The sequence below is a fragment of the Endozoicomonas sp. ALD040 genome (assembly GCF_049275945.1).
Taxonomy (GTDB): domain Bacteria; phylum Pseudomonadota; class Gammaproteobacteria; order Pseudomonadales; family Endozoicomonadaceae; genus Endozoicomonas_A.
The window spans coordinates 6,298,600-6,318,715 of record NZ_CP184829.1 but is presented as its reverse complement, the minus strand read 5'-3'; the positions used below and the strand labels follow the sequence as shown (position 1 = coordinate 6,318,715).

Below are 20,116 nucleotides of genomic sequence, written 5' to 3'. Positions count from 1 at the left end.
GTAGACAATTTGTAGACGTCATTGGGCGCACTCTTTGGATTTGTGACCGTCATGCTTTGCGCCTTGAGTGGGTGATGGGCGAAGTGAAAAGATTGTAACAAAGGTGATAAAGAGCCGGTGTCTGATATAAAAGCGATGGTTGAGGGAGTGCCCAGTGCGGCTGAGTGAATCTGAGCGTAAAGCTATTGTGTCAGCTATTCAGCAGTTTGACCCAGATGCCGAAATTTGGCTTTTTGGTTCAAGGGTTGATGATCAGGTCAGAGGTGGGGATATAGACTTACTGATTCTTTCAGATAAGTTGAATCCTGACGATAAAATGAGGATCAGGTTGGCGCTCTACGAAAAGCTGGGTGAGCAGAAAATAGACTTGGTCATTGCCGCTGATGATTCCGATCCGTTTACTCGAATAGCATTGGCTGAAGGTGTTTCTCTGTGAGTGAAGGTAAAGTCGGCAAGCAACAAGTAGCAATAAAAGAAGACCAGTTCTTGTTATTGCAGCAGCAGCTGGAAAGCATGAGGCAGATGGAGGAGTTGCTCAAATGGTCTTTGGCTCGCTGAAAGACTGTAAATCTAGAAAAGGGAAGTATGCCAGACCTTGAAGATCTGGAAAAATTTGAATCCCTCACCGCTCGCTTTGCTCGTTTTAACGACATCTTACTACAAAAAATATTCCGTTTGATCGACGTCATAGACGTGGAGCACGGGGGTACCGTTCGCGACAGAATCAACCGCGCTGAGAAAAAAGGTCTGATTGATAACACCATTGAATTTATAGAAATTCGTGAGCTTAGAAACAGTATTGCCCATGAATACCAGCCGGAGGCTTTGAGCCGGATTTTTTCCAAAGTTCTCACATTTACGCCAGTTTTGCTTGATGTTGCTGAAAAGGTTAGGGGGTATTGTCGGCGGTATGGTGGTGGTTAGTGCTATGCAATACTCTGATTCAACTGCATAAATAGACGATATCTCCCTTGAAAGTCACCGTTTGGATACGGTGCCATTTTCCGGATTAAGGAAAATCATGAAACTTCTAATCGTTTTTGGTACACGTCCTGAAGCCATTAAAATGGCGCCTGTCGTCAAAGCATTATATTCACATCCCAAAATTGAAGCCCGAGTTTGTGTGACAGCACAACATCGGGAAATGCTTGACCAAGTATTGAAGCTATTTGAAATAGAGCCAGATTATGATCTAAATGTCATGCTGCCGGGCCAATCACTGACGGATATAACCAGCAATATTCTAAAAGGTATGGAATCCGTTCTCCACGAGTGTAAGCCAGATGCAGTCTTGGTACACGGTGATACTACAACAACTTTGGCTACTTCATTAGCTGCATTTTATCAGCAAATACCCGTGGGGCACGTTGAAGCAGGCCTCAGAACCGGAGATTTGTATTCACCGTGGCCAGAGGAGGCGAACCGAAAAATTACCGGAGCACTTGCAAAATGGCACTTTGCGCCCACCGAAAGTGCAAAAGCTAATTTGCTGACCGAGAACATTGCGGAAGAGAATATTCTGATTACCGGTAATACAGTCATTGATGCGCTGTTGGAGGTAAAAAATAAACTGGAAAATGATCATGAGCTTAAATCATGTTTCTCTGATCAGTTTGCTTTTATTGCCGACAATTCCAGGATTATTCTGGTTACCGGACATCGCAGGGAAAGTTTTGGTGATGGCTTCGAGCGCATTTGTGAAGCACTGGCAGTAATAGCCAAGCAGGAACCCGACGTACAGATCATTTACCCGGTACATTTGAATCCAAATGTCAGGGAACCCGTTAATCGGTTGTTGAGTGATATTGATAATATCTATTTGATTGAACCATTGGACTATTTGCCTTTTGTTTGGTTAATGAACCGTTCGGATATTATCCTGACCGATTCTGGTGGAATTCAGGAAGAGTCTCCGTCCCTTGGTAAGCCAGTATTGGTAATGCGTGACACAACAGAGCGTCCAGAGGCAGTAACGGCAGGTACCGTTAAATTAGTCGGAACGGATTCCTCAAAAATTATTGAAACCATCACTACTTTGCTGAATGACAGCAAAATCTACGAAAAAATGAGCAAAGCCCAGAACCCTTACGGGGATGGTAAAGCCAGCGACAGAATTATCGGTCATCTGATCAATTCATAATTCACATCTTCTTTTTTGCTGCCATATTGCGGCATTTCGTGTGGGCTGGTTTAGGACAAAAGTTACCCATTCCTGGATATAAAAACAATGCATGACTCAACATTTAAAACTGTTTCAGTAATAGGTCTCGGTTATATAGGCCTACCTACAGCGGCCATGTTTGCTTCCCGCAAGATGAACGTTATCGGGGTAGACGTGAACCAGCTGGCCGTTGACACCATCAACGACGGTAAAATCCATATTGTTGAGCCCGACCTGGACATGCTGGTGAGTGCAGCTGTTACTGCTGGTTATCTGCGGGCAACAATAACACCGGAACCTGCTGATGCTTTTCTGGTGGCAGTACCGACTCCTTTCAAAGAGGGTTATGAGCCAGACCTTTCTTATATTGAATCGGCAACTAAAGCCATTGCTCCGGTACTTAAAAAAGGCGACTTGGTTGTGCTGGAATCCACTTCACCGGTGGGTGCCACAGAACAAATGGCGAATTGGATAGCAGAAGCCAGACCAGATCTACTGGTACCACTTAATGAAAAGCAGAGTGGTGACTTGTTTATCGCCCATTGCCCTGAACGGGTTTTGCCGGGTTACGTGGTAAAAGAACTGGTAGAAAACGACAGAGTTATTGGTGGCATAAATAGAGCGAGTTCGGAAAAAGCTATAGAACTCTACCGTGCGTTTGTAATGGGTGAATGTATTACTACCACAGCCCGAACTGCTGAAATGGCCAAACTCACAGAGAATGCCAGTAGAGATGTAGGCATAGCTTTTGCCAACGAACTTTCAATAATCTGCGATGAGCTGGATATCAACGTCTGGGAATTGATCGCTTTGGCTAACCGACACCCAAGGGTGAATATACTTCAGCCCGGTCCGGGGGTGGGGGGGCACTGTATTGCTGTTGATCCATGGTTTATTGTTAGTAAAACGCCGGAAACAGCTAAATTGATCCGACAGGCAAGAGTAGTAAACGAAAATAAACCGGCTTGGGTCATTGAAAAAGTAAAAGAGAAGGTGGATCAGTTTCTGGCAGACCATCCCGGAAAAAAAATGGTTGAGGTCACCATTGCCTGTTTTGGTTTGGCCTTTAAGCCTGATATTGATGATTTGCGAGAAAGCCCGGCGCTGCAAATTACTAGAGAGTTAGTTAACAGCCTGAGTTGTAAGATTGTTGCTGTGGAGCCAAATGTCGATAGTTTGAACGAAGACTTTGAACTGGTGAATCTGGATAATGCCTTTGTTAAAGCTGATGTTTATGTGTTGTTGGTTGATCACTGTCAATTTAAGAAGTTCAAACCGTCGATCAGCTATATCGTAGATACAAAAGGAGTATGGTGATATGGCTAAGAAGATTCTTATTACGGGTGGAGCTGGGTTTATTGGTTCAGCGCTTATTCGGCATATAATTTACAATACAAAAGATCTCGTCTGTAATGTTGACAAGCTTACCTATGCTGGTAACCTTAAATCTCTGAAAACGGTCGACCACAGTGAACGCTACCATTTTGTACAAGCTGATATTTGCAATCCAGAAATCATGGAACACACTTTTGCAGAATTTCAGCCAGATGTGGTTATGCATCTGGCCGCAGAAAGCCATGTAGATCGTTCCATTGATGGACCTGCAGAGTTCATTCAAACTAATATAGTGGGAACTTGCACACTACTGGAGATAGCCAGGCAGTACTGGAATACTCTAGGTTCTAGGAAACAAGCCTCTTTTCGTTTTCACCATATTTCAACCGATGAAGTATATGGGGACCTGGAAGAGACCGATGACTTGTTTACTGAAACTACACCTTATGCACCCAGCTCACCGTACTCGGCAAGTAAAGCAGGCTCCGATCATTTGGTAAGAGCGTGGCATCGTACCTACGGTTTACCGGTAATCATCACCAACTGCTCTAATAACTATGGTCCTTATCACTTTCCGGAAAAACTGATACCGCTGGTGATTTTAAACGCCTTGGAAGGAAAGCCGCTGCCGGTCTACGGTAAGGGTGAACAGCTTCGAGACTGGCTCTATGTAGAAGACCACGCCAAGGCACTTTACAAAGTAGTCACAGAAGGCAGAGTAGGTGAAACTTACAATATTGGCGGCCATAATGAAAAGAAAAATATTGAAGTGGTGCAAGCCATCTGTACCTTATTAGAAGAGCTTGCCCCTGTTAAACCCAAAGGTATTGACCGATATAAAGATCTCATCACTTTTGTTACCGATCGGCCAGGCCATGATATCCGCTATGCTATCGATGCCAGCAAAGTTGCTAAAGAGTTAAATTGGAAGCCAGAAGAAACCTTTGAAACTGGGTTACGTAAAACAATCCAATGGTATTTGACTAACCAGCAATGGTGTAAATGGGTGCAAGATGGTAGTTATCAGCGTGAACGACTTGGCTCCAATAAGGTATAAAAAATGAAAGGAATAATCCTCGCCGGTGGCAGTGGTACCCGGCTGCATCCAATTACCAAAGGGGTTTCCAAGCAACTCCTGCCGGTTTATGACAAACCGATGATTTATTATCCTCTTTCAGTACTTATGCTAGCAGGTATTCAGGATATTCTGCTCATCACCACGCCCGAGGATCAGGTTCATTTTTTTAATGTGTTGGGTGATGGTAGTCAGTTTGGTATTAATTTAAGTTATGCTATTCAGGCTGAACCCAAAGGGCTAGTACAAGCATTCACAATCGGGAAATCATTTATTGGCAATGATAGGGTTGCACTTATATTAGGGGATAACATTTTTTATGGTCAGGGTTTTACACCCAAATTGCAAGAAGTAGTATCTAGGGTTGAAGGCGCAACGATATTTGGGTACAGGGTTAATGATCCAAAAAGATTTGGTGTTGTTGAATTTGATGAAAATTATAATGCGATAACATTAGAAGAAAAACCAGACAACCCAAAGTCCAATTATGCTGTAACCGGTCTTTATTTTTATGATAATCAGGTAATTGAACTTGCAAGTGAAGTAATTCCCTCTGTTAGAGGTGAGCTTGAAATAACCGAGCTGAATAATTTATACCTTGTGCAGAACAAGCTGAAGGTTGAGTTACTTGGTCGTGGTTTTGCCTGGCTCGATACCGGTACACATAATGCTCTCTTAGAGGCTGGTCATTTTGTACAGACAATTGAGCAGCGTCAAGGCGTAAAAATTGCCTGTCTTGAAGAAATCGCATTGAGTAATGGATGGCTTTCTCTAGACAAAATTTTTGAAATAGCGAAAGATTTGGAAAAAACTGAATATGGTCAATATTTACAGTCTCTGATAAATACAGTTAGTATAGACATTAAGTCCAAAAGAATAGCATTGCCAGCGAAAGAGCTTACCTTGTAACAGCCAAAATAAGCTTGGGCACTCCCATCAAGGTTGAAGCAGGTGAGTATCAAGTAGTAGATTAGTGAAAAAGATTACTGATCTGTTTCGATCAGTCAGATAACCACCGAATAGTTGTAAACTTGGTTTCACTATAAGCAGCGGTATACACAACCCTTCGTTTTTATCCTGTCAATCATTGCAGTACATGTCTGCCTTGTTGGCAACAGAAGCTCTGACACAGCGGTGTGGTTATTAGAGCACACTATTACTCTGAAATCATCGGGCACATTCACGGTTTTGTCGTGAATGTCTACTCTTAGGCTAAATGTGTAACTTCAGAATATTTAACTAATGTTACCGGATCATAAACAATGAAAAATCTTGTTATTTTTGGGAATGGCGAACAGGCAGAGTTAGCATGGTTCTATTTTAGTAAAGATACCGAATATAACGTTGTTGCATTTGTTGTAGACAAAGACTTTAAAGAAAGTGACACATTTTGCGATTTACCATTAATAACTACTGACGATTTAACAAGAGACTACCCGCCAGAAAAGAATAGTGTTTTTGTTGCTATAGGTTATAACCAGGTAAACAAGTTGCGAGAAAGTAAGTATCTTCAAATGAAAGAAAAAGGTTATAGCTTGGCTAGCTATGTGAGCAGTAATGCAACAATATGGAGCAAATATATTGGAGAAAATTGCTTTATTTTAGAAGATAATACGATCCAGCCATTTGTTACGATTGGGAATAATGTCACTTTATGGAGTGGTAATCATATTGGTCACCATTCAACAATTGAAGATCACTGTTTTATAACTTCACATGTTGTTATTTCTGGTGGCGTCACCATTGGACATCATTCGTTTATTGGCGTTAATGCCACGTTACGTGATCATATCAAAGTAGGATCTTCAAATGTGATCGGTGCTAGTGCTTCGATTATGCATAATACCGAAAATGATCAGGTTTATGTGGCAGATAAAACTAAAGTCAGGGCAATTCCTAGTTACAAGATGAAAGGCATATAATATGAAATGGATCAAACTAGGATTAATATTTAGTCCAGCAAGTACTGATGAAAAACTTATTAGTCATGCGGCAAACCCACTACCAATTCATTTAGAAAAGGATATATATAGATTTTTTTATAGCGGTAGGGATTGTAAAAATAGATCATCTGTAGGTTTTGTAGATATTGATATATTAACAAAAGAAATTATATACACAAAAAACGAGCCTGTAATTAAACATGGATCACCTGAAAGTTTTTACTCGCACGGTATAAGTATTGGTGATGTATATCAGAGTCAAGGTAAAGATTATATTCTTTTTATGGGATGGAAAATTACAGGTGACGAACATTGGCGTGGTGATATTGGCAGATTAGAGTTAACTAATAAAGAAAATTTAAAATCAACTAGCGATAATCCTTTTATAAGTGTATCTGATACCGATCCAGTTAGCCTTTCGTACCCAGCAGTATATAAAGATAATAATTCATTCAAAATGTGGTATGGATCAACATTGACTTGGGATAGCGGTAATGGCGAAATGCTACATATAATTAATCACGCATCCTCTCATAATGGCGAATCTTGGGATTTAAAAGGTTTGGCAGTACCATTTTGTTTGGGTAATGCACAGGCATTTTCAAGGCCAACAGTTTTTGTTTGTGATAAAAAAATATATCATATGTGGTTTTCTTACAGAGGCAAGCCACCAAATAAATACCGAATAGGCTATGCAAAAAGTTTTGATGGTATAGCTTGGTTACTAGAAAACGAGAGCTCAGGTATTGATGTATCTGAAAAGGGTTGGGATTCCGATATGATTTGTTATCCCTATGTATTTAAACATAAAGATAAGATTTACATGACTTATAATGGGAATGGTCATGGTAAAACTGGTTTTGGTTTGGCTATGTTAGAGTGCTGGTAATGGTGATAAATAGTTACGGAGTAAGAGAACAGTATGATATAAAAAAAGAGTTTGATCTTGAAAAAGAACAGTTTGAACGAAATGGTTACGCTCTAATATCATCAGGGTTTTCAAAAGAAAAAATACTAGAGATTAAAGAAGAGTTTACGTCTATAAGAAAGAAGTATATTCAAAAATACTCCTCAAGCTACTTGGAGAGTAGGAATGAACATAATGGTATACGGCTACCATTATTATTGAGTAATGTATTTCTAGAGTTAGCTGCAAATGAACGAGTGATAAAATTTCTCACCCACTTTTTAGGTGAAGGTTTTATTTTAAATCAGCAAAATGGCGTTGTTAATCCTGCAGGTGAAGAGTACAACCAAGGAAAATGGCACAGGGACTTACCATATCAGCATTTTACTACATCAAGACCAATTGCTATCAATGCCCTTTATTGTGTTGATGAGTTTACACTTAATAATGGGGCGACAAAAGTAATACCTTCATCTCATTTGCATGAGACATTTCCATCAAATGAATATATAGATGAAAATGAAAAACAAATCATAGCAAATGCTGGTGATTATTTAATTTTAAACTGTATGCTTTATCATTCTGGTGGTAAAAACGTAACTATTTATGATCGGTGTGCAGTTAATCACGTTTATGCGGCACCTATATTTGCCAAACAAATACAGCTTGATAAAGAAATGTTTGTATATAAATTTGATATTGAAAAGTTTGAGAAGTTACTTGGGCTCAGATTTAGTGTTAAAAGTGGTGTGTCAGAATATTTGGAGTCTAGAATTCAAGTATGAAAAAGGTTGCGATCAGCCAGTCCAATTACATCCCTTGGAAAGGTTACTTTGATCTGATTAATAGCGTTGATGATTTTGTTTTATATGATGATATGCAGTACACTCGCCGTGACTGGAGAAATAGAAACAAGATATATACTGCTCACGGATTAAAATGGCTAACTGTTCCCGTAAATGTGAAAGGGAAGTATTTTCAAAAAATTAATGAGACAACAGTTTCTGATTTGGGTTGGCGTGAACAACATTGGAGGATAATTAAACAAGAGTACAGTAAGGCTCCTTACTTTAAAGAATACTCAAATTTATTTGAAAACCTTTATTTAAATGGTGATGAAACATTTTTAAGCAAGATTAATTACAATTTTATTATCTTGATTAATAAGATTCTTGATATATCTACAAATATCTATTGGTCGAGTGACTTTGATTTGTGTGATGGAAAATCAGAACGTTTGCTGGGTATTTGTAAGGATTTAAATGCAAAGATATACTTGAGTGGGCCATCTGCAAAAGGCTATCTTGATTCTAAGATATTCGAAAACGAAAACATAAGAGTAGAGTGGATGGATTATTTTGATTACCCAACTTACCAGCAAATCCATGCACCATTTGAATCAGGTGTTAGCATACTGGACTTAATTTTTAATAAAGGTCCCGATGCAAAAGAGTTTATGAAGAGTTTTTGATGACAATGATACCGTTTAATAAGCCAGCCTGTGTTGGGAATGAAGAAGCGTATGTTCTTGATGCTATGAAGAGCACAAAAATCTCAGGTGATGGTCAATATACAAAAAGATGCCACCATTGGTTTGAAAGTACCTTGCCATGTAAAAAAGCATTGCTTACACCTTCTTGTACTCATGCTTTGGAAATGGCAGCCATTCTTATCAATACCCAGCCCGGCGATGAGATCATCATGTCGAGCTTTACCTTTGTCAGCACAGCCAATGCCTTTGTATTAAGGGGTGCAAAAATTGTCTTTGTAGACATTCGCAAAGACACAATGAATATAGATGAGAATCTTATAGAGGCGGCTATAACCGAAAAAACGAAGGCTATTGTTCCAGTACATTATGCAGGTGTGGCATGTGAAATGGATAAAATAATGGAGCTAGCAAAAAAGTATAAGCTGTATGTAATAGAAGATGCTGCCCAAGGAATGTTGGCTGAATATAATGGTTATAATCTAGGCACCATAGGGCATATTGGTACGTTTAGTTTTCATGAAACTAAGAATTTTACCAGTGGTGGTGAAGGTGGTTTACTTATTGTTAATGATGAAAGCTTAATAGATAGGGCGGAAATCATCAGAGAAAAAGGGACTAATAGAAGTAAATTTATAAGTGGGTTAGTTGATAAGTATTCATGGGTAGATGTTGGTAGTAGTTATTTACCATCAGAACTACAAGCTGCATATTTATTCGGTCAAATACAACACTCTGAAGAAATTATTAGCTATAGGTTAGATGCATGGCATAATTACTATGAAAGATTGAAGCCATTTTCAGATGATTATAAATTTGAATTACCTCCGATAACCGTGAATAAAGCCAAACATAATGGCCATATTTTTTGTGTAAAGGTAAAAGAGCAAGCAATACGAGATGATCTTATAGCGTACTTAAAAAGTAGAAATATATCTGCTTGCTTTCACTATATCCCTTTACACAGCTCTGAGTTTGGAGCTAGAGTTAGCGTGTTTCATGGTGTGAATAAGTTTACTTCAACAGAGTCATTGAAACTAATCAGGTTGCCAATTTATCATGGAATTACCGATAATGAAATTTCGGTAGTTTGTCAGTCAATAATAAATTACTTCAATGCAAGAGATTCTTTATAAACTTAAAAATGTATTTTCTTCATCAGGAAGTACTTTAATTGCGCTTGTTATTTCAATAATTCTAAATAAGTTTGCTGCTATAAACTTAAGTGAGGAATCATATGCTCTTTATGGGCAATTCTTATTGTTTTCAACATTTCTAATGGCTTTGTTTACTTCAGGATTGTCGAATAACTTAATTAGTTCCTCTATATCAGACCATAAAACAACTGTTTTTTATACTAGCTTTGGATACATTTCAGTACTTCTTGTAATCATTTTTTCCTCTAAAGTTGAAAAGTTTTTCAGCATTCAGCTTTCCCTTCCTGTTTATGTTGTATTATTATTTCTTCCAATAGTCTATCAGTTGTTTATTTCAGTTCAAGCTGTCAATGCAAAACAGAATAATAGTCGTGATTATTTTTTATTCTCTATTGCAAATACCGTAGTTGGAATGTTTATAGTATGTCTTGCTATAAGTTATGAAAGCTATTTAGTTCTCATCGTTGCTGTTTTAATCCGACCTGGAGCTTTGTCTTTCTATTTAATTTTTAGTGGTAAGGTAGCTATGGTGAGGAGTGGTGAGCCAGTTAAAGAAGAAAAAGGGTATCCAACACCATTCTATTTATATGGATTTATCTCTCTTATGTCGGGGATAATTACAACTGGTCTTATTAGAGATAGTCTAAATGATAGCTATGGTTTTTCTGAAATGGGGCAATATTTTGCTGCACAAAGAATATTTGAGATCATGTTGAGCTTGTCAGCAGCTTTTTACAGCACATTTTACTTTTCTAATGTAAGTAAAATGACCTTTAGTGATGCAAAGCTTTATATGTATAGAGTAAGTATCACCTCATGCATTCTATTCAGTCTAAGTAGCTTGCTTTTAAATTTATTTTCAAGTGAGTTAGTGACATTATTACTATCTGAAAAACAGTTAGGGGCTATTTCGTATTTTTTTCCACTATCAATAAATTTGGTGTTAAATTCTATAGGCTATTGTAGTGGCTATCTAATATTATCGAGGATTAGTAAGTATAAAGTTTCATTGATCGAAACTTTATTTTTAATAATTTTTTGTTCTTTGTCACTCTTTTTTACTGGAACTCAACTGATATGGTTAATGGTTTTAATATCAGCCTCTAAAGTTATTTTGAATTATATAATTTTACATTTTGTAAGTGATTATGAATAAGAAGTATTTATTTATTTATACGGATTTTCTTATTGGTGGTATTCAGACTCAGTTACTTGAACAATGCCGACAATTGAAGAAGAGAGGCAATGAGATTAGTGTTGTTCTTTTGACAAAGGAGTATGATGTATCGCTTTTGAATGAAATTAAAGCTGTAGCAACTGTTTATTTCATTGATGATCATATCTCATCTGTTTATAGACTTAAGTTTTTTCAGAGATTTAAGATATTTTTATTTTTGAGTTGCTATAGTGTCGAGTTTAGAAAAGTTTTGGCAGAAGCTGATGTATGCCACTTTTGCAATCTAATAGGTTGGTTTTTTTATAATCTGTTATATTACAGGAAGCTGTTATGCTGTACGGCCTCATTCGGACTATATCACTCGGCTGAAATAATAGCCTTCGAACGCGATAGTTATTTTAATAAAATATTAATTTCTAAGATCATTGATTATTATCCAGTTCAAAATTTTATGGCGACCGGTGCAGTAACTAGAAATGTTGTTGCGGATCAATATTATTCGTCTCAGAACGATGTGTTTTTATTGAAAATGGGTGTTCCAATTCATAAAAGCTTTCTATCAAAAGGAAAGGGTTTAAAATTTAAAATTATATCAATTGGTCGATTGGTTGATTTTAAAACCTATAATCTCTCTATGTTACAAGTCATGAGGGAATTAATTGATGATGGTATTGATGCAGAGTATTGTATCTATGGAAATGGACCTTTATCAGGTGAGATAAATTCAAAAATAAAAGAATTAGGTTTACGAGATTGTGTGCATTTAAAAGATAACATTGCATACGATAAGTTAGGAGATATTATTGACTCAGCAGATTGTTTTGTTGGTAGTGGTACTACATTAATTTTAGCCGCTGGTCGTTCTTGTCCTTCCATTATAGGTATTGATTCTCTTAAAGAACCATTGAGCTACGGTTATATTTATGAAACGGAAGGCCAATATATCCAAGAGGATGGCCTTAAGTATCAAAAATCTAAAATAACTGACATTGTTAAATCTTTATTCAATTGTAGTGACGAAGATTACAATAAAATACGGAAAAAAAACTATATTAGAGCTAATGAGTTTTCTTTAGAAAAAAGCTCAAAAGATTTTGATGATTTTCATGATCATTTAGTCCCAATAACTAAGTTAAGATTTTTATCAATTATACATATATATGGTGTACTTGTTTTTTCTATTTTTGTTTCATTTTTTAAAGATCAGAAAGTAGCTAAGTCTTATGAAAGTTGATATAGCCTTTATATTAGGTAGTTTGCAATCTGGTGGTGCTGAAAGAGTTGCATCGAACTTGTGTAATAGTTGGTCAGAGATTGATGGTGTAAATGTTGAGCTTGTGACTGGAGACTTAGCTGAAAATGACTTTTATAAACTGTCTAACAATATTACAAGAACATCTTTAAAATTTAACTACAGATCAAAAAATAAATTCTCTTTTGTTTTTGAACAGTTTCGTAGGTTTTTCATATTGTATGGTTTTTTAAGGAGTAGAAAGAGTAAAGTCTTAGTTTTGTCTGGTACTGATATATCCATTCGTTTTTTGTTTTCCTTGCTTTTCTTTAAAAACAAAGTGATTGTCTGCGAGCATAATAATTACTATGCATATAAAAATAGATTAAAAAGAGTGATTAGATTGATTGCATTTTTCAGAGCAGATAAGTTGTTTGTATTAACAGATAGAGATAAGAAGGTCTACTCTAAAAAAAATCCTTTTAAAAGAGAATCTACCTCTGTGATGGTAAATCCACTCACAGAGCTGCCTGGGCAAGGTGTAATTTCTAATAAAACAGTGAGTAAACCAGTAAAGTTATTATCAGTAGGAAGGCTAGTTGAACAAAAAGGTTATGATAGGTTAATGTCAATCGTAAGTAATTTAAAAATTGATTTTCAATTGACAATCATAGGGGAGGGTAATCTTAAAGATGAAATTCAAAATTTGATAAATAAATATGAGTTATCAGATAGGGTTCAGTTAGTTGGACTGGTAAGTAATATTGAGGACTATTTTAGAGACTCTGATATATTATTACTGACTTCTTACTATGAAGGGCTTCCAATGGTATTAATTGAAGCAAACTCTTTTTCATTGCCTTTGATATCTTTTGACTGTCCTACTGGGCCTAGAGAATTGATAAAAAATGAATTAAATGGTTTTCTTATAAATGATGGAAATGAGACCGAATTTATCGAAAAGGTTGAGTTGCTTGCTACTGATCAAGTCCTATATTCCCAGTTGGCACATAATGCTTATTCCATGAGTTTGCGCTTTAGTTTAAATAATATTAATAACAAATGGTTTGAGCATATCGTTGAATTAGATAATAGATGATCTATTTTGATGCTATATGCGATTATTAAGTTGGCTGGCGGTATATAGATTTTGTTAGATTATTATTTTCTTGTTTTTTATTTGACTTTAATTGCCTTAATTTCACCTTTTCTTAATAAGAAAGATTTACAGGCTTGTCTTTATCTATTTTTGTTTCTGATTATATTATTTACGGCCTTTAGGCATTTTTCTGGAGCTGATTATGAAGCTTATATAAATATCTATGAGGCATCACGCCTGAATATTTTAAAGTTTGATTTCTTCGATCGTAATGGAATGGAACCGTTATACTCGATAACAAATTCGTTTTTTAGCACACTTGGGATGCCAGGCTTTCTATTTTTAGCTTTACTTGCTGCTATTAGTATCTCTAGCAAAGGGTATATTTTTAATAAACTCTCATTAAATCCTGTGGTTTCCCTATTTGTTTATTTTTCGTTGGTTTATATAAGTTCAGAGTTTATTCAAATACGATGGACTCTTGCATTGTCACTAATTTTTGCAGGATTTTATTTTTATAACGTTAAACGATATTTTGCCTCATTTTTACTTTTGTTCTTGGCCTCTTTCATCCACATATTTTCATTTTTAGTTTTGCTTCTCGTTATAGCTAATAAAGTTATTTTTGAAAGATGTAACACTGGGGCTAGATTTTGGACTTTACTAGGGCTTTCATTAGTATTTTCAATTCTTATCGATTTAGTTTATGTTGTAAATTGGTTCCAAGCCTTTGTTGGTGAAAGTTATCTGAAATATAAAATACTTGGTTATACCAATAATTTCAAAGAAGCTGCGTCTAATCTATTTGTCTTTAAATATATATTATTTGGATTAGCTGTTCTCTACTTTAAAATCAAATATAATGATTTAAATAGCAATGCTTTGATCTCTCTGTTTTTTACATTTTTATGTGTGTTTTTTATATTGCTAGATATACCTATGCTTGCTAGTAGATTATCACTTGTTATTGATTTTCTATTCAGCATTATTGTAATCAATAATGTAGCTAAATTTAAGTTTTATAATTCATTGATTGTTAATGTTACTATTGTATTCATCAGTTCTGCTTATTGGTGTTATAATATATTTGTCTCATTTCTAGCGGGTAATATTTTTCCCTACAAGACATGGTTGTATTAGTATTTATATGAATGTTGTTGGTATAGTAGCTCGATTTCCTCCACCTTTGGGTGGAGTTAGTGTCTATGCAGATCGCCGTTTAAATCAATCTATTGATAATGAAGTTACAAAAAAAATAGATCTTGGTAGTTTCAGTTCTATCCTAAACTTGATTTTTGGTAATTTCTCTATTTACGAAGTTCATAGCTTAAACATAAAGTTGGTTTTATTTCTTACTCTATTTGGGAAATCTAAGAGATGCATTTTTTATGATCACAATGCATCTAGACATTTTTCAGGTATGAAAAAGAAACTTTTGCTTTATTTTTTAAAGGGTTCATTCGGAATTAAGGTTGTGAATGAAAAGCTTATTTCATTTTATAGCCCTATTAAAGAAGCAGTAAATGTAGAGGTCTTTATTCCTTTCATTCCACCTCGAATTGCAGATGAGGAAAAAATTATAGAAACTTATGATAAGGATGTTAGATCATTTGTTGATAATGGTTCGTTCTGGATTAACTCTGCATGGCGATATATACCGTGCTCTAATGGTTTAGATTTATATGGTATATCAACTAGCTTAGAGTTGTTGAGTGTCTATAGGAGTGAAAGGCTCTTACTTGCGATACCTGAGTATGAATCTGAAAAACTTCCTTCAAATGTCTTGAACATGATCAAATCCTTTCAAAAACAGGGTCGACTATGCCTTCTTGTTGGTCAAAAACAGTTATGGCCTTTATTTAGACATGCGAAGTTATTTTTCAGACTTACATCGACGGATGGTGATAGCGTCAGTGTGAGAGAAGCTCTATTTCTAGGATGTAGTGTTATAGCTTCAGATGTGGTTGTTCGACCTGATGGAGTTGAAACGTATCAATATAACTCTTTCGATGATTTAGTTCGCTGTATTAATTTAGCCAAATAATATTTCAGTTAGTATTTGATTTATGTTGCAAATCCTCCAAAACATGTCCACCGGTGAAACCACACTAGTTGAAACACCATCACCCAAATCTAAAAGCGGCCAGCTATTAATACAAAGTAAAACATCGCTAATTTCTGCTGGCACGGAACGTATGCTAGTTGAATTCGGTCAGGCCAACCTGTTAGAAAAAGCACGACAGCAGCCAGATAAAGTAAAAATGGTGATTGAAAAAGTGCGTACCGATGGTTTGGCTACCACACTGGACGCTGTCAAGTCAAAGCTGGATCAGCCATTGCCATTGGGCTATTGCCATACTGGTGTTGTGCTTGAAACGGGCAATGGTGTTAGAGGGTTTTCTATTGGTGACCGAGTGGTCAGTAATGGCCCCCATGCAGATATTGTGCGGGTACCACAAAACCTGTGTGCAAAGATTCCAGATAATGTAGACGATGAATCGGCAGCCTTTACCGTCCTTGCAGCGATTGGCTTACAAGGCGTTCGACTGGCCCAACCAACGCTGGGTGAATGCGTGGTGGTAACTGGCCTTGGTCTAATTGGTTTGGTGACGGTACAGCTGCTTCGTGCCCAAGGTTGTCGGGTATTGGGTGTTGATTTTGATGAAGATAAATTGGCGCTGGCTCGGTTGTTTGGTGCTGAAACGGTTAATCTTGCTCAAGGTGAAGACCCAGTTGCGGCAGGTATGGCGTTTTCCCGGGGTAAAGGCGTGGATGCCGTATTGGTTACAGCCAGTACCAAATCTAATGATCCAGTGACTCAAGCTGCACGCATGAGTCGTAAGCGTGGCCGCATTATTTTGGTAGGGGTTACCGGCCTTAATCTGAGTCGGGCGGACTTTTATGAAAAAGAGCTCATTTTTCAGGTTTCCTGCTCTTACGGCCCTGGTCGTTACGATAGCAACTATGAAGAAAAGGGGCAGGACTATCCAATGGGCTTTGTCCGATGGACGGAGCAGCGTAACTTTGAAGCCATTCTGGATATGATGGCGGATGAGCGGCTGGATATGAAACCATTGATCTCCCATCGGTTTGCATTTAATGATGCCCTTAAAGCCTACCAAACCTTAACGGATGAACCGAAGACATTGGGTATTCTTTTGCAGTATCCCAAGCAATCGGTTGATGCATTGCGGGTTGATCGAGTAGCACTGTCTAATAAAACACCTGCTTATCTCACCACTGATCCTGTATGTGGGTTTATTGGAGCTGGCAATTATGCATCACGTATTCTTATCCCTGCGTTTGATAAAGCCAGGGCAAAATTTCACACTATTGTCACTAGCGGTGGTGTAAGTGGTGTTCATCATGGCAAGAAGGCCGGTTTTACTGAGGCTTCCACCTCTGTTGATGACATGCTGGCTAATCCTGCTATTAATACCGTCACCATTGTCACTCAGCATAACAGCCATGCTGCTTTTGTTACTGAGGCTTTGCAAGCAGGCAAAAATGTGTTTGTAGAAAAGCCACTGGCTCTCAATCATGATGAGATCGACGGTATAGTTGAAGCGCTGGGCGTAGCGGAAATTCAGCCGCGTTTGATGGTTGGTTATAATCGACGCTTCTCCCCACAGATTCAGAAAATGAAAACTCTGTTGGATGCTATAAAAGAACCCAAATCTTTTATAATGACCATGAATGCGGGAGCTATTCCGGCTGATCACTGGACTCAGGATCCAGCTGTCGGTGGTGGTCGTATATTAGGTGAAGCCTGTCACTATATTGATCTAATGCGGTACCTCGCGGGCAGTCCTATAACCAGTTATCAAGCCACCCAGGTTGGTAACGTGCCTTCGATGGCGATTCGGGAAGACAAAGCAGCTATTATGTTGAATTTTGCTGATGGCTCTTTTGGCGTGATTCACTACCTCGCTAATGGTGGCAGCAGTTTCCCTAAAGAGCGTATTGAGGTGTTTGCCGCCGGCGCAACCCTTCAGATTGATAATTTTCGCAAGATGACCGGTTTTGAATGGCCGAGCTTTAAAAAGATGAATCTTAGTAAACAGGATAAAGGTCAAAAAGCTTGTGTTGAGGCATTTCTGAGAGCCATTCGTGAAGGCAAACCTTCGCCAATTCCAATGGAAGAAATTATTGAGGTGGCACGTGTAGCTGTTGATGTGGCTGATTACCTGCGTGAGGGCTGAGACACTTCGGAATTATCAGACATTCGCACTAATTGTCTTATTTCAGCAACGTTTAATTGAAAAGTGCGTTAAATTTTTTTCTGAGTCGAAATTATCTGAAATGAGTTTCAATAAATTAGCAGGTTGAAACTGTAAGGTATCATTTTCTTTGTAGAGCTCTTTCTACAGGTTCGCTATATGATTTAGAAAATATTAGAGATTAAAACTATGAAAATAACATTAATTTCACATGCATGTATTGTAATTCATACTGAAGACATAAAAATATTAACTGATCCATGGCTTTTTGGTACAGCCTTTAATGATTCTTGGTCATTAAAACCTCAAGCATCGAAAGAATCGTTAGACTATGAAAATATAGACTATTTATGGATTTCACATGAACATCCTGACCACTTTCACATCCCAATACTTAAAACTTTACCAGAATCTTTTAAAAATAAAGTTACAGTTCTTTATCAGAAGAATAACTCAAATAAAATGATAAAAGCATTGAAGGGCTTTGGGTTTAATAGTTTTGAAATATTGCCTCACCGTGAAATTGTTAAGCTTTCAGATCAAACAAAAGTCTATTGCTATCAAGTAGGAGGTATGGACTCTGCACTTGGTGTTATGGCTGACGAGGAAGTGATTTTTAATATCAATGATTCTGAACTAAACCAAAGAGATTGCAACATTGTGAAAGGTGATATTGGTTCACCTGATGTGGTGCTTAACCAATTCTCAATTGCTGGCTATTCTGGACAGGCAGACAGGGGTAACCACCTTCCACTAATGGCGAAAAATACTCTGATAAACTGCTCTAATAATCATATTGATCTAGGGGCTTCTGTCACTATACCTTTCGCCAGCTTGGTGTACTTCTGTAAAGATGATAATGCCTATATGAACAATTATCACAATTCACCATTAGATTTTTGCGAACACATGATGAGCAAGTCGTTAGACTACACCCTCTTATATCCTGGTGATACATATACGCTTGGCATGGCATTTAACAATGTAGCTAGTAAAAAAAAATACGAAGCACTTGAAAGTAACTTTGACAATACTTTTGAAACGTCAGCATTAAAATCTATTGAGGCTATTAGAGAGGCTTTTAATGAAAGGTTTAAGCAGATAAAGTACGACTTTTCTAGTTTGTTTAGGTTTATTCTTAAACCTGTCACTGTAGAAATTAATGATATATCAAAGAAAGTAGAGTTTAGCTTCAAGGATGGTACTTTTAGTGAGCTAAATACGACAGATGAATGTGATCTTGTAATTAATAGTCAGCCACTTTGGTTTGCATTTAAATTTCCTTTTGGAATTCAGACCTTAGGGGTGTCTGCAAGATATACTTTAAATAAGAACGAAAAAAATTGGAAATATTATAGAGTGCTTTGTTCGCTCAATAACGCCGAAATATATCTGTCATGGAAGTTTTTTAATAAATCAAATTTACAATGGCTGGCTGCTAGGTTTAGCGGAATAATGAATCAGTTAATTTATCAACTAAAGAGAATGTAGAAGTTGACTAATATAACAAGTTCAACTCTCAGGTCTAAAAGAGCTGCGACTGTGTTTGAGATGTTAGCTATTTCACCAATATCTAGACTGCATATTTCATTTCTGGTAGTTCATTCTACCCACCGGATCAATGGCTGGTTAAAAATACATTGATTTTGCCTTTATCGGCAGCCCCATTTGGCAAGTATGTAGGCGCTGCTGGAACCGGTGAAAGCTTCAAAAATTTTAATTATGACCATGAGTACCGGTGCCATTCCCGTTGGTCACTGGACACAGGATCCGACAGTCGGTGGTGGTCGTATTATTGGTGAAACCTGTCACTATATCGACCTGATGCGCTTTCTGGTGGGTAGCCCGATTACCGGCTTCAACGCCGACATGATGTGGGATGCGCCAGGCGTTGAAGTACGAGAAGACAAGGCCAGTATTACTCTGAGTTTTGCGGTTCGTACTTTTGGCACCATTCTTTACTTGGCCAAAGGTGGCAAGAGCTTCCCTAAAGAGCGGATTGAGGTTTTTTGTAACGATGCAGTGTTGCAGCTGGATAACTTTCGTCGACTGAATAGCTTCGGCTGGCCCGGTTTCAAGGGTCTAAAGCTGATGCAGCAGGATAAGGGGCAGAAGGCTTGCGCCAAGGCGTTTGTTGATGCCATTCGGCAGGGTGCACCATCGCCGATTCCATTCGAAGAAGTGATAGAAGTGGCTCGTGTGTCCATTGAAGTTGCTCAATCTTTACGCGGGTAATTTTTTTATTAACCATGAAGGACACGAAGTTTTATTCTTTTAAGCCTTCGTGCTCTTCGTGACCTTAGTGGTTCCAAAAACAAAACC

Annotated in this window: 20 protein-coding genes; all 20 read left to right on the top strand. The window is 37.5% G+C overall.

The features are described from left to right. Positions 1–154 precede the first annotated feature (154 nt). The 20 genes from ACOJUN_RS23140 (at position 155) to ACOJUN_RS23045 (ending at position 20,029) form a co-directional block, all read left to right on the top strand. Positions 155–436: a nucleotidyltransferase family protein gene (locus ACOJUN_RS23140; protein WP_422134209.1), complete on the top strand. Its 282-nt coding sequence runs from the start codon at positions 155–157 to the stop codon at positions 434–436. Beyond that, positions 433–558: a hypothetical protein gene (locus tag ACOJUN_RS23135; RefSeq protein ID WP_422134208.1), complete on the top strand. Its 126-nt coding sequence runs from the start codon at positions 433–435 to the stop codon at positions 556–558. Before ACOJUN_RS23140 ends, ACOJUN_RS23135 begins: the two co-directional genes overlap by 4 nt. Positions 559–585: 27 nt before the next feature. Further along, on the top strand, positions 586–924 hold the full coding sequence (locus tag ACOJUN_RS23130) for a hypothetical protein (RefSeq protein ID WP_422134207.1): 339 nt from the start codon (positions 586–588) through the stop codon (positions 922–924). Between the two features lie 97 nt (positions 925–1,021). Continuing rightward, positions 1,022–2,140 carry a non-hydrolyzing UDP-N-acetylglucosamine 2-epimerase gene (gene wecB, locus ACOJUN_RS23125; protein ID WP_422134206.1) on the top strand — a complete coding sequence of 373 codons (1,119 nt, stop codon included), beginning with the start codon at positions 1,022–1,024 and terminating at the stop codon, positions 2,138–2,140. Between the two features lie 87 nt (positions 2,141–2,227). Beyond that, positions 2,228–3,478: a UDP-N-acetyl-D-mannosamine dehydrogenase gene (wecC, locus tag ACOJUN_RS23120; RefSeq protein WP_422134205.1), complete on the top strand. Its 1,251-nt coding sequence runs from the start codon at positions 2,228–2,230 to the stop codon at positions 3,476–3,478. A 1-nt stretch (position 3,479) separates the two neighbouring features. Continuing rightward, positions 3,480–4,553: a dTDP-glucose 4,6-dehydratase gene (rfbB, locus tag ACOJUN_RS23115; RefSeq protein WP_422134204.1), complete on the top strand. Its 1,074-nt coding sequence runs from the start codon at positions 3,480–3,482 to the stop codon at positions 4,551–4,553. A 3-nt stretch (positions 4,554–4,556) separates the two neighbouring features. Beyond that, complete coding sequence (gene rfbA, locus ACOJUN_RS23110; RefSeq protein ID WP_422134203.1) at positions 4,557–5,480, top strand: glucose-1-phosphate thymidylyltransferase RfbA; 924 nt, start codon at positions 4,557–4,559, stop codon at positions 5,478–5,480. 353 nt (positions 5,481–5,833) lie between these two features. Continuing rightward, complete coding sequence (locus ACOJUN_RS23105) at positions 5,834–6,493, top strand: acetyltransferase (RefSeq protein ID WP_422134202.1); 660 nt, start codon at positions 5,834–5,836, stop codon at positions 6,491–6,493. Position 6,494: 1 nt separating this feature from the next. Next, entirely contained in the window at positions 6,495–7,403 is a 909-nt protein-coding gene (locus ACOJUN_RS23100) for a hypothetical protein (RefSeq protein WP_422134201.1), read from the top strand. Continuing rightward, positions 7,403–8,206 carry a phytanoyl-CoA dioxygenase family protein gene (locus tag ACOJUN_RS23095; protein ID WP_422134200.1) on the top strand — a complete coding sequence of 268 codons (804 nt, stop codon included), beginning with the start codon at positions 7,403–7,405 and terminating at the stop codon, positions 8,204–8,206. Before ACOJUN_RS23100 ends, ACOJUN_RS23095 begins: the two co-directional genes overlap by 1 nt. Next, a complete protein-coding gene (locus ACOJUN_RS23090) occupies positions 8,203–8,892 on the top strand; it encodes a WbqC family protein (protein ID WP_422134199.1) in 690 nt (229 codons plus the stop codon). The genes ACOJUN_RS23095 and ACOJUN_RS23090 overlap by 4 nt, the downstream gene beginning before the upstream one ends. Then, the gene (rffA, locus tag ACOJUN_RS23085) at positions 8,892–10,046 is read left to right on the top strand and encodes a dTDP-4-amino-4,6-dideoxygalactose transaminase (protein ID WP_422134198.1); all 1,155 of its coding nucleotides are present in this window, start codon (positions 8,892–8,894) and stop codon (positions 10,044–10,046) included. The genes ACOJUN_RS23090 and rffA overlap by 1 nt, the downstream gene beginning before the upstream one ends. After that, positions 10,027–11,223: a hypothetical protein gene (locus ACOJUN_RS23080; RefSeq protein ID WP_422134197.1), complete on the top strand. Its 1,197-nt coding sequence runs from the start codon at positions 10,027–10,029 to the stop codon at positions 11,221–11,223. The genes rffA and ACOJUN_RS23080 overlap by 20 nt, the downstream gene beginning before the upstream one ends. Then, positions 11,216–12,478 (top strand): hypothetical protein, encoded by a 1,263-nt coding sequence (locus tag ACOJUN_RS23075; protein ID WP_422134196.1) that lies wholly within the window; start codon positions 11,216–11,218, stop codon positions 12,476–12,478. Before ACOJUN_RS23080 ends, ACOJUN_RS23075 begins: the two co-directional genes overlap by 8 nt. Next, positions 12,468–13,574 carry a glycosyltransferase family 4 protein gene (locus ACOJUN_RS23070; RefSeq protein ID WP_422134195.1) on the top strand — a complete coding sequence of 369 codons (1,107 nt, stop codon included), beginning with the start codon at positions 12,468–12,470 and terminating at the stop codon, positions 13,572–13,574. Before ACOJUN_RS23075 ends, ACOJUN_RS23070 begins: the two co-directional genes overlap by 11 nt. Positions 13,575–13,625: 51 nt before the next feature. Beyond that, positions 13,626–14,714, top strand: coding sequence for an EpsG family protein (locus ACOJUN_RS23065; protein WP_422134194.1), 1,089 nt, complete (start codon positions 13,626–13,628; stop codon positions 14,712–14,714). Positions 14,715–14,721: 7 nt separating this feature from the next. Then, a complete protein-coding gene (locus tag ACOJUN_RS23060; protein WP_422134193.1) occupies positions 14,722–15,618 on the top strand; it encodes a hypothetical protein in 897 nt (298 codons plus the stop codon). Between the two features lie 43 nt (positions 15,619–15,661). Continuing rightward, positions 15,662–17,776: a bi-domain-containing oxidoreductase gene (locus ACOJUN_RS23055; RefSeq protein ID WP_422134192.1), complete on the top strand. Its 2,115-nt coding sequence runs from the start codon at positions 15,662–15,664 to the stop codon at positions 17,774–17,776. A 207-nt stretch (positions 17,777–17,983) separates the two neighbouring features. Further along, entirely contained in the window at positions 17,984–19,285 is a 1,302-nt protein-coding gene (locus ACOJUN_RS23050; RefSeq protein WP_422134191.1) for an MBL fold metallo-hydrolase, read from the top strand. A gap of 207 nt (positions 19,286–19,492) precedes the next feature. Next, entirely contained in the window at positions 19,493–20,029 is a 537-nt protein-coding gene (locus ACOJUN_RS23045) for a Gfo/Idh/MocA family oxidoreductase (RefSeq protein ID WP_422134190.1), read from the top strand. Positions 20,030–20,116: the final 87 nt, after the last annotated feature.